Below are 14,105 nucleotides of genomic sequence, written 5' to 3'. Positions count from 1 at the left end.
CCCCCTTAGCGGCAGCTCTCGATAGAGCATCCGCCTAAAATCCCTGATTGTGAAATTATTCGCCTATATCGTTGCGTGCATTTGACGGGACGCGGTGCGCAACGCAAGCGAGCGAGCCAGCCAAACTGCCGAAACCAAGTCGCGGGCACTACTTTGCGGCGAACCGTTGCATAGCGGCAACAAAAGCGTGCTTTGATGGCAATCGACGGAAACGCTTGGCGTATCAATTTATGGTTGCGCTGGCGCTTGACTGTCAACGCTGACTGTTCAACAATCTCGGCGAGTGGGCCGCAATAAATTCATTCTTTAATTTAAGTGCCGCCGTCGTGGTCTGCATCATCACGCGACGGGTCGTTTGATTTTTGGGGGAGGGGTCATGCCGTTACAGCCGGTTCTCGGACAGATCATGCCTTTTGCGGGCGCAGTGATTCCCAGAGGTTGGGCGCTGTGTAACGGTGCGCTGCTGGCCATCCAGCAAAATTCCGCGCTGTTCTCGTTGCTCGGCACCTATTATGGCGGCAACGGAGTGACGACGTTTGCACTCCCGGATCTGCGCGGTCGCGCGATCCTCGGCTCGAGTGGCGCCGGCCAATATCCCGTGGGCATGACCGGCGGATCGTATATGGCCAGCCTCAATGTGCAGCAGCTCCCGGCCCACAATCATCTCATTCAAGTGTCCGCAGCGGTCGGAGGAGGCGGACGCGGGAGCGTCCCTCCCACAGGCAACGTCTTCGCGACAAACTCACTGCCGGCGACCAATCCGACGAAGATTTTTGCCGCAGCCGGGAGCGGCGACACGCCATTGGCGACCGCCACCAATCTGGTGAACGAAGGCGGCAACCAGCAGCACAACAACATGCAGCCCTATCTCACGATCAGCTATCTGATCGCGACGCAGGGGATTTTTCCGTCGCGAAGCTGAGCGGCTGCACGGCCGCATTTTCGCAAACGTAATCCGTCCACTTCAATTTTCCCATATTCGCGCATTCGCCGATCGGATCGGAACGGGCGCACACCAAGGATCATATGCGATGGCAGATCCGTTTATCGGCGAGATCAGGTTGTTTGGCTTTCCGCGGGTGCCGGACGGCTGGTTCGCCTGCAATGGACAGTCGGTCTCGATTGCCCAGTTTGAGACGCTTTACGCCGTGATCGGCACCACCTATGGCGGCGATGGCGTCAACACGTTCAACCTTCCCGATCTACGCGGCCGTGTGCCGATCGGACAGGGACAGGGGACAGGCCTTCCGAACTATACGCTGGGCCAGCCCGGGGGTGAGGAGAACCACACCCTGATCGAAGCCGAAATGCCGACCCACAGTCATGCGCTGATGTCCTCGACCGTGACGGCAACGGATGTAACGCCCGGGCCGACCCTTCATCTTGCCACGGCGTCAGCAGGTGAACTCTACGCACCGATTGCGAACGCCGGGACGTACTCCACGATGGCCCCCTGCGTCGCCACTTCGGGCAACAGCATCGGGCACAACAACATGATGCCGAGCGTGGTTGCCAATTACTGCATTTGCTACGCGGGCGTCTTCCCTTCGTCCGGTTAGGCTGCGCACGCATCCGTATTCAGTCTCAAGGAAAGACAACATGTCAGATCCGTTCGTCGGAGAAATCCAGGCTTTTACGTTTCCTTTTGCAGTCGGCGGCTTCAACAGCGCCTGGCTGCCGTGCGGCGGCCAGCTCCTGCCAATTCAGGGTCACAGTGCGTTATTTGCACTCATCGGTACCTATTACGGCGGCAATGGCACGACCAATTTCGCCTTGCCGAACCTGAACGGTTCGGTCGCGATCGGTCAGGGGCAAGGCCCGGGATTGCAAAATTATGTCGTCGGCGAGACCGTCGGCAGTTCGACGGTGACGCTGGTCGGCGACAACATGGCGAGGCACACGCACGCCCTGCAGCTCGGCGACAAAAGCGCGACAGGCGCTACGGCAGGTCCCGGCGCGGCGGGGACCACGGTTGCGATCGACCCGAACTTCACCGGCTTTACGGCGCCACCCGGCAGTCTCACCTTGGTGCCAAGCGCCGTCACGCTCACCGGGCAGAACCTGCCGCACGACAACATGCAGCCGACCCAGGCGATCGTCTGGTGTATCGCCTATGCGGGAATCTTTCCGGCTTTCGGCAGCTCCTGAACAATCTTGAGTGCGCGACGGCATGATTGACGGCGCGCCGCTCGACATCGTCCCGGACGATCCGGCTCTTCGGCTTCGGCCCGCAGGCCCGAATGACGAGCCGTTCATCCGACGTCTCTTCGAGGAGGTGCGGACAGGGCAATTCACCGCGACCGGGTTGTCCGGGCCGATCGTCGGCCAGATCATCGCGCAACAGTTCCGCAGCCAGGCGGCCGGCTATGCCGCGCAGTTTCCGGGGGCGATCTCGCTGATCGTCACACAGGACGCGGCCGCGATCGGCCGGCTGCTGCTTCATTGCGAAAGCGAGCACTGGCACATCATCGACATCGCGCTGCTGCCGGCCGATTGCGGTCGCGGCGCCGGCACGAAGATCCTCGACGCGCTCGAAGCGAGCGCACGGCAGCAAGGTCTCGGCGCGCTGACCCTCTCGGTGCTCGCGGACAATTCGGCCGCGCATAGGCTTTACCTGCGGCGAGGATTTGCCGAGACCGGGCAGGCGGGCGCCGCCCATATAGCGATGAAAAAGGGTCTCGCCTAACGCACAGTCACCTCGCGCAGGAACTTCAGCAGCGCAGCATTGACCTCGTCGGACCGTTCCTGCTGGACCCAATGGCCGGCGCCCTCGATGATCAGCTTCCGCGTCAGATTGGGCAGCACGCGCTCGAGCTCGTTGACGCGCTTGGCGCCGATCAGGCCGGTGATGACGGCGTCTTTGGAGCCGGCAATGAAGAGCGACGGCTGATGGATCTGCGCGTCCTGCCAGGGCGCCGTCAGCTCCCAGTTGCGGTCGAGGTTACGGTACCAGTTCAGCCCGCCGCGGAAGCCGGACTTGCGGAAGCTTTCGGTGAAATAGGCGAGGTCAGCCTCGCTGAGCCAGTTGGGCAGCGGCTCCTCGGCGAGCGCGTGACCGAGAAAGCCCTTGCCCTCCTGGACGAACATCGCGGCGCTGGGATCGGCAAGGCCGCGCCCGCCGAGTACGATGCGCATGGTGCGGGCGATGTCACGCTCGAACTCGGCCTCGGCGACGCCGGGCGTCTGGAAATACTGCCAGTAGAAATTGGTGACGCCGCCCTGGCGCAGCAGATCGAGCGGCTTGCCGCGGCCGCGGAATGGCGGCGGCACGCTCAGGCCCGCCACCGCCGTGAAGATGTCGGGCCGGAACAACGCCGCGTGCCAGGCGACCGGCGCGCCCCAGTCGTGGCCGACCACCATCGCCTTGCTCTCGCCGAGCGCGTGCACGAGGCCAACGATGTCGCCGACCGTGTCGAAGATCGAGTAGGCGGCGACGTCCGCCGGCGCCGCGCTCTGGCCGTAGCCGCGCATGTCGGGGGCGACGACGTGGAAACCGGCGTCCGCCAGCGCCGGGATCTGGTGGCGCCAGGAGTAGGATAGCTCGGGCCAGCCGTGGCACAGCACCACCAGCGGACCCTGGCCGGCCTCGCGGATGAACAGGTCGATCCCGTTGGCCTTGATCACGCGGGTGGACAACATCGCTTTTCCGCCTTGTTTCAGGGGTTTGGTCGGGAAATATCAGGTGCCACGATAGGGGCGCGCCGAGAATCGTGCAATCTCGGGTTCGGCGGCCAGCCCCGTGTTGTTCGCACCGGTTCCTGCTGTTAGAACGCCGCTCTCAGGGCTTCGCCATGGCATTTCGTCTTTTTCCGCTCCGTCGCACCCGGTTTTCTGCCGGTGCGCTGGCGCGCGGGCTGATCGCGGCGGTTCTGGTGGCGGGCATCGGCTGGGGCGGGGCACTCTACGCCGCCAATCAGAGCATCCAGGGTGCCAAGAAAACCGAGGATTCCGGCTTCGATGGCGACGCCCCCACCGCGATCCTGATCGAGGCTTCCAGCGGCAGCGTGCTGTTCGAGAAGAACGCCGACGAGCTGCGTGCGCCCTCCAGCATGATGAAGCTGATGACGGCCGAAGTCGTCTTCAACGCCATCAAGAAGGGCGACATCAAGCCGACCGACGAGTACCGGATCAGCGAGAACGCCTGGCGCAAGGGCGGGGCGCCCTCGGGCGGCTCGACCATGTTCGCCGCCATCAACAGCAAGGTTTCGGTCGACGACCTCCTGCATGGCGCGATCATCCAGAGCGGCAATGACGCCTGCATCGCGCTGGCCGAGGGCATTGCCGGCAATGAGAAGATCTTTGCCGCCGACTTCATGACCAAGCGTGCCCGCGAGCTCGGCATGACGAAGTCGACCTTCGGCAATTCCAACGGCCTGCCCGATCCCGGCAACAAGATGACGGTGCGCGAGCTCGGCGTCCTCGCGCGCCACATCATTCTCGACTTCCCCGAATTCTACAAACTGTTCGGCGAGAAGGAGTACACCTGGAACAAGATCCGCCAGCCCAACCGCAATCCTCTGCTCAATTCGATGGAAGGCGCTGACGGTCTGAAAACCGGCTACACCAAGGAGGGCGGCTACGGCATGGTCGGCTCGGCCGTGCAGAACGGCACGCGGTTGATCGTGGTTGTCAATGGCCTGGAAGATCCTGAGGATCGGGCCACCGAAGCCAAGAAGATGCTGGAATGGGGCTTTCGCAATTTCGAGACCCGCACACTGATCGCGGCCGACCAACAGGTGGGCTACGCAAAAGTGTTTGGCGGCGAGAGCCGCTCGGTCAAGCTCGTCGCCAAGACGCCCGTCAAGGTGATGGTGCACAAGAACGGCAGCGACAAGCTGATTGCGCGCATCGTCTATAGCGGACCGGTGCGCGCGCCGATCGAAGCCGGCCAGAAGGTCGGCGTGGTCAAGGTCTGGCGCAGCGGCAATATCGCGGTGGAGACGCCCGTCTATGCCGCCGAAGCGATCGGCACCGGCTCGACCATGCGCCGCGCCATCGACGGTGCCAGCGAGCTCGTGATCGGCATGTTCCGCGCGGGCGCCGAGAAGCTCTGATCATGAGTGAGAGCGCAGCACAGCGACCGTCCGGACGCGGACGCTTCATCACCTTTGAAGGCGGCGAGGGCACCGGCAAGTCGACCCAGATCAAGAAGCTCGCCGACCGCCTCACTGCGGCCAGGATGCGGACCCTCGTCACGCGCGAGCCCGGCGGCTCGCCGGGTGCCGAGATCATGCGCCACCTGGTGCTGTCGGGGATGGGCAAGCTGCTCGGGCCCGAAGCCGAGACGCTGCTGTTCGCGGCTGCCCGCGACGACCATGTCCGCACCGTGATCCAGCCTGCGCTCAATCGGGGCGCCTGGGTGCTGTGCGACCGCTTCGCCGACTCGACGCGGGCCTATCAGGGCAGCCTCGGCCGCGTGCCGATGGGCCTGATCAACGCGATGCAGCGGGTCACGATCGGCGATCTCAAGCCGGACCTCACCCTCATCCTCGATTTGCCGGTCGAGATTGGATTGCAGCGCGCCGCCGCGCGCCGTGGTAGCGGCACACCTGACAGGTTCGAGGGCGAGCAGCTCAGCTTCCACCAGGGCCTGCGCGAGGCCTATCGCAAGATCGCCGAGGACGATCCCGGCCGTTGCGTCCTGATCGATGCCAATTCCGATCCCGACACGGTTGCTGGACGAGTCTGGACGGCGCTGCGCGACCGTCTTCTCCCAACCCCTGCATCGGTGGTTTCCCTATGAGCCCGCGCCAGGCCGAACGCGAAACCGCCATTCCGCATCCGCGCGAGACGAGCCTTCTGTTCGGCCATCGCGAGGCCGAGACGGCGCTGCTCGCGGCCTATCGCAGCGGGCGCATTCCGCATGCCTGGTTGATCGGCGGGCCGCAGGGGATCGGGAAGGCGACGCTGGCCTATCGCATGGCGCGCTTCGTGCTTTCCAACGGCCAGCCGCTGGCGCCGTCCGTGCAGCGCGCCGAGACCCTCGCGATCGATCCTGATAACGCCGTGGCGCGGCAGGTTGCGGCCAGCTCGCATGGCGGGCTGTTGACGCTGGAACGCACCGCCAACGACCGCGGCGTGATGCGCACGGTGATCACCGTGGACGAGACGCGGGAGACGATCGGTTTCTTCGGCTCGACTGCCGCGGCAGAAGGCTGGCGCGTCTGCATCGTCGACACCGTCGACGAGCTCAATCCGAATGCCGCCAACGCACTGCTGAAGATCCTCGAGGAACCGCCGCAGCAATCGCTGTTCCTCCTGGTCAGCCACGCGCCGGCGCGTGTGCTCGCCACGATCCAGTCGCGCTGCCGCAAGCTGCGCCTGCGCCCGCTCGACACGGATGATGTGATCGGCGCCGCAGCTTCGACGGCTGACCTCGATCCGAACGATCCGGCGCTGCGCGAGGCCGCGGAGGCCTCCGAGGGCAGTGTCGCGCGGGCGCTGACGCTGCTCGGCGGCGATGCCCTGAAGCTGCAGCAGCGCACGGCGGCGCTGCTCGCGCGCCTGCCACAGGTCGATCCGCGCGAATTGCACACGCTTGGCGATTCGCTCGGCACCAGCGATCGAGTCGCGCTGGCGGCCTTCATCGACGGCATCGATCGCTGGATTGCGGAACGCCTGCACTCCGACGAGGCCAATGCCAACCAGAATCTGCCGCGCCTTGCGCGCCTAGCTGAGGTATGGGAAAAGATCGTCCGCGCCGCGCGCGACACCGAAACCTACAATCTGGAGCGAAAGCCCTTGGTTTTCTCGGTGTTCGGCTGGCTGGCGGACGCAACGCGCTAGAGCATGATCCGGAAAAGTGTGCAGCGATTTTCCGACAGGATCATGCTCCAAATAATGACCTAACGCAGGTTCGTTTCCAAATTTCGAGAAGCCGGTAAAGGAATTCGTCGTGGCCACGCGAGCTAAGAAAACCGCCAGGGGCAAGAGCAGCAAGAAGAAGGCTGCCAACAAGGCCGTGAAGAAGGCCGTGAAGGCGCTCGCGCGCAAAGCTGCCAAGAAGGTCAAGAAGACCAAGAAGGCTGCCGCCAAGAAGGGCGTGAAGAAGAGCGCTGCGAAGACGACAAAGAAGGCCGGCAAGAAGGCTGCGAAGAAGCAGGTCGTCGCCAAGAAGGCGGTGAAGAAAGCGGCCAAAAAGGCAGCCAAGTCTCCGGCGAAGAGCAAGGCTCCCGCGAAGAAGGCCGCCAAGAAAACGAAAGTGACTGCGCCTGCCGTGACCGTCGCACCGGCTCCCGTCGCCACGCCGCCGAAGGTTGTGAAGCCCAAGGTGTCGAAGCCGAAGGTGTCGAAGCCTGAGGCGCCGCCCGCACTGAGGCCCGTCGCCGCTCCGCAAGCCGCAACTCCCGTTGCTGCGCCCGCGCGCGACAACGTCTTCTACATCTCGACCGCCATCGCCTATCCCAACGGCAGCCCGCATATCGGCCACGCCTATGAGGCGATCTCGGCCGACGTGCTGGCGCGCTTCGCGCGGCTCGACGGCAAGGACGTGTTCTTCCTGACCGGCACCGACGAGCACGGTCAGAAGATGGTCCAGACCGCGCAGAACGAGGGTCTGACCCCGTCCGCGCTCGCGACCCGCAATGCTGGCCGCTTCAAGGACATGGACGAGCGTCTGAACGTGTCGTTCGACCGCTTCATCCGCACCACCGAAGAGCAGCACCATCGCTCCAGCCAGGAGATCTGGCGGCGCATGGAAGCGAACGGCGACATCTACGCCGACAGCTATGCCGGCTGGTACTCGGTGCGCGACGAGGCGTATTACGCCGAGGACGAGACGCGCCTGAACGACGACGGCGTGCGCCTCGGCCCGCAAGGCACGCCAGTCGAATGGGTCGAGGAGAAGAGCTATTTCTTCCGCCTGTCGGCCTATCAGGACAAGCTTCTGAAGCTCTACGAAGATCATCCTGAATTCATTGGCCCGGACTCGCGCAAGAACGAGGTGGTGAGCTTCGTACGCGGCGGCCTGCGCGATCTCTCGATCTCGCGCACGACCTTCGATTGGGGCGTGAAAGTGCCCAGCGACGAAGAGCACGTGATGTATGTCTGGGTCGACGCGCTGACCAATTACATCACCGGCGTCGGATTCCCCGACGAGAGCGACAAGAACTGGCGCTACTGGCCGGCCGACGTGCACATCATCGGCAAGGACATCATCCGCTTCCACGCGGTCTACTGGCCCGCATTCCTGATGTCGGCCGGCATTTCGCTGCCGAAGAGGGTCTATGCCCATGGCTTCCTGTTCAACAGGGGCGAGAAGATGTCGAAGTCGGTCGGCAATGTCGTCGACCCCTTCAATCTTGCCGACCAGTATGGCGTCGACCAGATGCGCTATTTCTTCCTGCGCGAGGTCTCGTATGGCCAGGACGGCAACTACAACCACGAAGCCATCGTCGCGCGCATCAATGCCGATCTCGCCAACGACCTCGGCAACCTAGCGCAGCGTTCGCTGTCGATGATCGCCAAGCAGCTCGGCGGCGTGCTGCCGGAGCCGGGCGTGTTCAGCGACAACGACAAGGCGATTCTGGCGATGGCTGACAGCATGATCGCCGCATCGCGCGAAGCGATGGCGACGCAGCAGATCCATCACTGGCTCAACGCCGTGTGGGCCGTGGTCGCGGAGGCCAACCGCTATTTCGCGGGCGAGGCGCCGTGGGCGCTCGCCAAGACCGATCCTGTCAGGCAGAAGACGGTGCTCTATGTCACCGCCGAAGTCGTGCGCCAGATCGCGATCCTGGCCCAGCCGGCGATGCCGACTGCCTCGGGCTTGCTGCTCGACAGCCTCGGCATTCCCGCGGGCGAGCGGAACTTCGCGATGCTCGGGGGCGCCAAACGGATCGCGCCAGGCTCGACGCTACCGGCGCCGACACCGGCATTCCCGCGCTACATCGAGCCGGCGGCCTAGGGCGTTCGGGCGATGCTGGTCGACAGCCACTGCCATCTGGATTTTCCGGACTTTGCGGAAGATCTCGACGGGATCGTCTCGCGTGCACGTGCGGCCGGCATCGGCCGTATGGTCACGATCTCCACGCGGGTGCGAAAGCTCAATCAGCTTCTGGCCATCGCTGAGCGCTACGACGACGTCTACTGCTCGGTCGGCACCCATCCGCACAACGCGGACGAGGAAGACGGCATCTCGCCGGACGAGCTGATCGGGTTGACCGGGCATCCCAAGGTCGTGGCCCTCGGCGAGGCCGGGCTCGACTATTTCTACGACAACGGCGCGCCGGAGGCGCAGGCGAGGGGCTTTCGCGCCCACATCGCCGCGGCTCGTGCGACCGGCCTGCCGCTGGTGATCCACACCCGCGAGGCGGACGAGGATTGCGGCCGCATCCTGGAGGAGGAAGCTGCCAAGGGATCGTTTCGCGCCGTGCTGCATTGCTACACGGGCGGGCGCGAACTGGCGCTGAAGGCGGTGTCGCTGGGGCTCTATATCGGCTTCACGGGCATCCTGACCTTCAAGAAATCGGAGACCCTGCGCGCGCTTGCGGCTGAACTGCCGTCGGACCGTATTCTGGTTGAAACAGACTCGCCCTATCTTGCGCCCGGCAAGTTCCGGGGCAAACGCAACGAGCCGGCCTATGTGGTCGAGGTCGCCAAGGTGCTCGCCGAAACGCGCGGCGTGTCGCTCGATGAGGTCTCACGCCAGACCACCGAAAACTTCTTCCGCCTGTTCTCCAAGGTGAAATCTTAGGACTGGGAGCCGCATGACGCTGACGCTGACGATCCTGGGCTGCGGCTCCTCCGCCGGCGTGCCGCGCCCGGCACTCGGCTGGGGCGCCTGCGATCCCAACAATCCAAAGAACCGCCGCCGCCGCTGCTCGCTGCTCGTCGAGCAGACATCACACCACGGCACCACGCGCATCGTGATCGACACCTCGCCCGACCTGCGCGAGCAGCTCATCGATACCAATGTCGACCACATCGACGCGGTGTTCCTGACTCATGAGCATGCCGACCAGACCCACGGCATGGACGATCTGCGCTCCGTCGTGCTCCACATGCGCAAGCGCATTCCGGTTTATTTCAACCAGTCGACCGCGAAAGACATCATGGCGCGGTTCTCCTATTGCTTCATCTCGCCCGAGGGCAGCGACTACCCGCCGATCCTGCACCGGCATTCGATCGAGGCCGGCGAAAGCCGGACCATCAGCGGCAAGGGCGGCGACGTGACCATGACCGCCTTCCTGGTCCAGCACGGCCAGATCCCCGCGCTCGGCTATCGCATCGGCAATGCCGCCTACACGCCCGACCTCAACGACATCCCGCGCGAGAGCTGGGGCGCGCTGGAGAATCTCGATCTCTGGATCGTCGACGGCTTACGCTACACCCAGCATTCCAGCCATTTCAGCATCAACGATGCGCTGTCCTGGATCGAGCGCTTCAAGCCCAAGCGCGCCGTCATCACCAACATGACGGCCGACGTCGATTACGAGGTGATCCGGCAATCGCTGCCGGCGGGCGTGGTGCCGGCCTATGACGGCATGCGGCTCGACACGCACTGATCGCGCCGGCTCGGTTCAGGCCGAGATCGCCTTCGACGAGCCGACCTCGTTACGCAGCAGGAATTTCTGGATCTTGCCCGTGGAGGTCTTCGGGATCGGTCCGAACACGACCGCCTTCGGCGTCTTGAAGCCGCTCATATGCGTGCGGCAGAAGGCGATGATCTCGGCTTCGGTCGCGCTGGCGCCGTCCTTCAGCTCGACGAAGGCACAGGGCACCTCGCCCCATTTCGGATCGGGCTTTGCGACGACGGCTGCGAACAGCACGGCCGGATGCTTGTAGAGGATGTCCTCGACCTCGACGGAGGAAATGTTCTCGCCGCCGGAAATGATGATGTCCTTGGAGCGATCCTTGATGATGACGTAACCGTGCTCGTCGAGCACGCCGAGGTCGCCGGTGTGAAACCAGCCGCCCTCGAAGGCTTCCTTCGTCGCCTTCTCGTTCTTGAGGTAGCCCTTCATCACGATGTTGCCGCGGAACATGACCTCGCCAATGGTCTCGCCGTCGCGGGGCACCTCCTGCATCGTCTGCGGATTGATGACGGTGACGCCTTCCTCGAGCGGGTAGGGCACGCCCTGCCGCCGCTTCATGCTGGCGCGCTCGGCGGCGGGCAGATCGTCCCAGCCGGGTTGCTCGGCGCAGACGGAGGCGGGGCCGTAGACCTCGGTCAGGCCGTAGACGTGCGTGAGCCTGATGCCGATGTTTTCTGCGCCTTCGAGCACCGCGACCGGCGGCGCAGCGCCGGCGATCAGGCCGACGACGCGGCGCGCGGCACCGCCCTTCGGCGCGTCGGGTGCGTTGATCAGCGTGTTGTAGACGATCGGCGCGCCGCACATGTGGGTGACGCCGTGCTGCTTGATCAGCTCGAAGATTTTTGTCGGCTCGACCTTGCGCAGGCAGACATTGATGCCGGCGGCCGCCGCGATGGTCCAGGGGAAGCACCAGCCGTTGCAGTGGAACATCGGCAGCGTCCAGAGATAGACCGGATGCTGGCCGAGCTGGCCGGCGAGGATGTTGCTGACGGCGTTGAGGTAGGCGCCGCGATGATGGGTGACGACGCCCTTGGGATTGCCCGTGGTGCCCGAGGTATAGCTCAGCGCGATGGCGTCCCATTCGTCGCCCGGCGGGATCGCCGCGAAGTCCGGGTCGCCTTGCGCGACCGCCGCCTCATACTCGATCTCGCCGATGCGCTTGCCGCCCTTGAAAGCGGCGTCGTCGACGTCGACGACGAACGGCTTCGGGCCCTTCATCTGCGCGAGCGCGTCGGTGATGACAGTCGAAAACTCCGGATCGACCAGGATGATCTTGGCGCCGCCGTGATCGAGCTGAAACGCGATGGAAGGCGCATCGAGACGGATGTTGAGCGCATTGAGGACGGCGCCGGTCATGGGGACGGCGAAGTGCGCCTCGTTCATCGCCGGAATGTTCGGCAGCATCGCCGCGACGGTATCGCCGACGCCGATGCCCTTGCCGCCGAGCCAGGACGCAAATCGTTTGCAGCGCTCATGCGTCTCGCGCCACGTGAAGCTGCGGCCCTCATAGACCGTGCTGACATGGTTGGGATAGACGGCGGCGCTGCGTGCGAGGAAGCTCAGCGGGCTCAGCGGAACGTAGTTGGCGGGGGTCTTGTCGAGGCCGATATTGTACTGGTTCTGCCGCTCGCTCATCGAACCCTCCTTGACGCCGCGCTCTACAGGAATCCGATCGAGATCCAGGGGAAGATCGCGACGATAATCAATCCCACCAGCAGCGCCAGCAGATAGCCCCAGATCGGCCTGATGCCTTCGGCCGGGTCGACGCGTCCGATGGCGCAGGCGGCATAATAGCCGACCCCGAAGGGCGGGGCGAATAGTCCGATACCCATGGCGAGAATGATCACCATGGCATAGTGCACCTCGTGCACGCCGACAGCACGGGCGATCGGAAACAGCAGCGGCCCGAACAGCACGATTGCCGGAATGCCCTCGAGCACGCTGCCGAGGATGGTGAAGGCCAGGATGGACACGGCGATGAAGGTCGCAGGCCCCCCGGGCAATCCGGTCATGGCTGAAGCCAGCGAGCGCGAGAAGCCGGATTGGGTGAGCCCCCAGGCCATGCCGGTCGCCGTGCCGATGATCAGGAGGATCGCGCCCGACAGCGCCGCGGTCTCGACCAGCATCGGAAACAGCCGCCGCCAGTCGAAGCGGCGGTAGACGAGGAGGCCGACCAGGGCGCCGTAGACGATGCCGATGGTGGAGACTTCGGTCGCGGTCGCGATGCCCTCGACCACGGCGTAGCGGATCACGAAGGGCAGCGCGAGCGCGGGCAGGGCAATGATGAAGGTCTTGCCGATCTCGCCACCCGTGGCGCGGCGGACATGGCTCATGTCCTCGTGGCGGTAGCGCCACCACACCAGCATGCAGAGCGTGATGGCGAGCACGACGCCGGGCAGCAGGCCGCCGGTGAAGAGGGCGGCGATCGACACGCCCGTGACCGAGCCGATCGTGATCAGCACGAGGCTCGGCGGAATGGTTTCGGTCTGCGCGCCGGTGGCCGCGAGCAAGGCCACGAGGTCGCCGGGCTTGGCGCCGCGCTGCTTCATTTCCGGGAACAGCACGGGCGCCACCGCCGCCATGTCGGCGGCCTTGGCGCCGGAGATGCCGGAGACGAGGTACATCGCGCCGACCAGCACGTAATGCAGGCCGCCGCGGACATGGCCGAGCAGGCTCGCCAGGAACGCGACCATGGCCCGCGCCATGCCGGTCATCTCGATCAGAAGCCCCAGGAACACGAACAGCGGCACCGAGAGCAGGATGAGGTGGCTCATGCCCTCGTCCATCCGCCCGACCAGCACCATCACCGGCGTCCGCGTGGTCAGCGCCAGATAGCCGTAGATCGCGAGGCCAAACCCGAACGCAATGGGAACGCCGGCAAAGACGCAGAAGCCGGCGACGCCGACGAAGAAGATGACGAGGTTGAGGTTGCCGAGCGGCCGCAGATAAGGCTGCGCCAGCCAGAACAGACCGACGATGACGGCAACCGATATCACCGCCGTCAGCACCATGCGGTAATCGGCGGCGCGCAGCAGCCGCAGCAGCGCGAACACCGCCATCAGGCAGATGCCGGCCGGCAACGCCGCGGCGCGCCACATGTTCGAGATCTGGAGCGCCGGCGTGGTGATGAAACTTTCCTCGTAGGCGTACTCGGCAGATGGCCAGACGATCAGCGCCAGGAACGCCAGCGCCGCGCAGGTCGCGACCACGTCCAGATAGGCGCGCACGGCCGGCCGCGCGCTCGCGACGAGCGCCGTCATGCGCATGTGCTCGGAGCGGCGGAATGCGACCGCGGCGCCGAGCATTGCCAGCCACAGGAACAGGATCGAGGCGAGCTCATCCGACCAGATCAGCGGCCGGTGCACGCCGTAGCGTGCGACCACGCCGGCAAACAGGATCACGATCTCGGCGACGACCAGGATTGCCGCGGGGATCTCGACGGCAAGGCCGAGGATGCGCTCCAGCGAGGCCAGCACAGGGGATCGGCGAGGGGGCTGAACAGCCACCTCGCCCACCACTCCGGTCGCCTCAACCTCGACATGAGCCATCTCGATAAGAACCTCGGCGGCC

General features: G+C 64.8%; 13 protein-coding genes. 10 read left to right on the top strand and 3 right to left on the bottom strand.

What is annotated here, in order from left to right; genetic code table 11:
* Positions 1 to 376: 376 nt before the first annotated feature.
* From IVB46_RS27065 to IVB46_RS27050, 4 genes are all read left to right on the top strand, one after another.
* Positions 377 to 922, top strand: a complete 546-nt coding sequence (locus IVB46_RS27065) for a tail fiber protein (RefSeq protein WP_063983286.1) — start codon at positions 377 to 379, stop codon at positions 920 to 922.
* Positions 923 to 1,031: 109 nt separating this feature from the next.
* A complete protein-coding gene (locus IVB46_RS27060) occupies positions 1,032 to 1,559 on the top strand; it encodes a tail fiber protein (RefSeq protein ID WP_208086837.1) in 528 nt (175 codons plus the stop codon).
* Positions 1,560 to 1,599: 40 nt separating this feature from the next.
* Positions 1,600 to 2,148 (top strand): tail fiber protein, encoded by a 549-nt coding sequence (locus IVB46_RS27055; protein WP_247310280.1) that lies wholly within the window; start codon positions 1,600 to 1,602, stop codon positions 2,146 to 2,148.
* Positions 2,149 to 2,158: 10 nt separating this feature from the next.
* A complete protein-coding gene (locus IVB46_RS27050; RefSeq protein ID WP_247343831.1) occupies positions 2,159 to 2,686 on the top strand; it encodes a GNAT family N-acetyltransferase in 528 nt (175 codons plus the stop codon).
* On the opposite strand, the gene IVB46_RS27045 is transcribed toward IVB46_RS27050, so the two are convergent.
* The gene (locus IVB46_RS27045) at positions 2,683 to 3,639 is read right to left on the bottom strand and encodes an alpha/beta hydrolase (RefSeq protein WP_247310284.1); all 957 of its coding nucleotides are present in this window, start codon (positions 3,637 to 3,639) and stop codon (positions 2,683 to 2,685) included. The genes IVB46_RS27050 and IVB46_RS27045 overlap by 4 nt on opposite strands.
* 152 nt (positions 3,640 to 3,791) lie before the next feature.
* Between IVB46_RS27045 and IVB46_RS27040 the strand changes: the two genes are divergently transcribed.
* The 6 genes from IVB46_RS27040 (at position 3,792) to IVB46_RS27015 (ending at position 10,505) form a co-directional block, all read left to right on the top strand.
* On the top strand, positions 3,792 to 5,054 hold the full coding sequence (locus IVB46_RS27040; protein WP_247310287.1) for a D-alanyl-D-alanine carboxypeptidase family protein: 1,263 nt from the start codon (positions 3,792 to 3,794) through the stop codon (positions 5,052 to 5,054).
* Between the two features lie 2 nt (positions 5,055 to 5,056).
* Complete coding sequence (tmk, locus tag IVB46_RS27035; RefSeq protein WP_247310288.1) at positions 5,057 to 5,743, top strand: dTMP kinase; 687 nt, start codon at positions 5,057 to 5,059, stop codon at positions 5,741 to 5,743.
* Positions 5,740 to 6,786 carry a DNA polymerase III subunit delta' gene (locus IVB46_RS27030; RefSeq protein ID WP_063983292.1) on the top strand — a complete coding sequence of 349 codons (1,047 nt, stop codon included), beginning with the start codon at positions 5,740 to 5,742 and terminating at the stop codon, positions 6,784 to 6,786. The genes tmk and IVB46_RS27030 overlap by 4 nt, the downstream gene beginning before the upstream one ends.
* Before the next feature lie 109 nt (positions 6,787 to 6,895).
* Complete coding sequence (gene metG / locus IVB46_RS27025) at positions 6,896 to 8,905, top strand: methionine--tRNA ligase (RefSeq protein ID WP_247310289.1); 2,010 nt, start codon at positions 6,896 to 6,898, stop codon at positions 8,903 to 8,905.
* 12 nt (positions 8,906 to 8,917) lie between these two features.
* Positions 8,918 to 9,694, top strand: a complete 777-nt coding sequence (locus tag IVB46_RS27020) for a TatD family hydrolase (RefSeq protein ID WP_071913917.1) — start codon at positions 8,918 to 8,920, stop codon at positions 9,692 to 9,694.
* A 13-nt stretch (positions 9,695 to 9,707) separates the two neighbouring features.
* Positions 9,708 to 10,505 (top strand): MBL fold metallo-hydrolase, encoded by a 798-nt coding sequence (locus IVB46_RS27015; RefSeq protein WP_247310292.1) that lies wholly within the window; start codon positions 9,708 to 9,710, stop codon positions 10,503 to 10,505.
* 15 nt (positions 10,506 to 10,520) lie between these two features.
* On the opposite strand, the gene IVB46_RS27010 is transcribed toward IVB46_RS27015, so the two are convergent.
* Positions 10,521 to 12,170, bottom strand: a complete 1,650-nt coding sequence (locus IVB46_RS27010; protein WP_247310294.1) for an acyl-CoA synthetase — start codon at positions 12,168 to 12,170, stop codon at positions 10,521 to 10,523.
* 23 nt (positions 12,171 to 12,193) lie between these two features.
* Positions 12,194 to 14,083, bottom strand: a complete 1,890-nt coding sequence (locus IVB46_RS27005) for a TRAP transporter large permease subunit (RefSeq protein ID WP_247310295.1) — start codon at positions 14,081 to 14,083, stop codon at positions 12,194 to 12,196.
* Between the last annotated feature and the right edge of the window lie 22 nt (positions 14,084 to 14,105).

The organism is Bradyrhizobium sp. 61 (assembly GCF_023073075.1).
In the GTDB taxonomy this organism is placed as follows: domain Bacteria; phylum Pseudomonadota; class Alphaproteobacteria; order Rhizobiales; family Xanthobacteraceae; genus Bradyrhizobium; species Bradyrhizobium barranii.
Note: the sequence above shows the minus strand (reverse complement) of the source record. Positions and strands in the feature narration are given on the sequence as shown.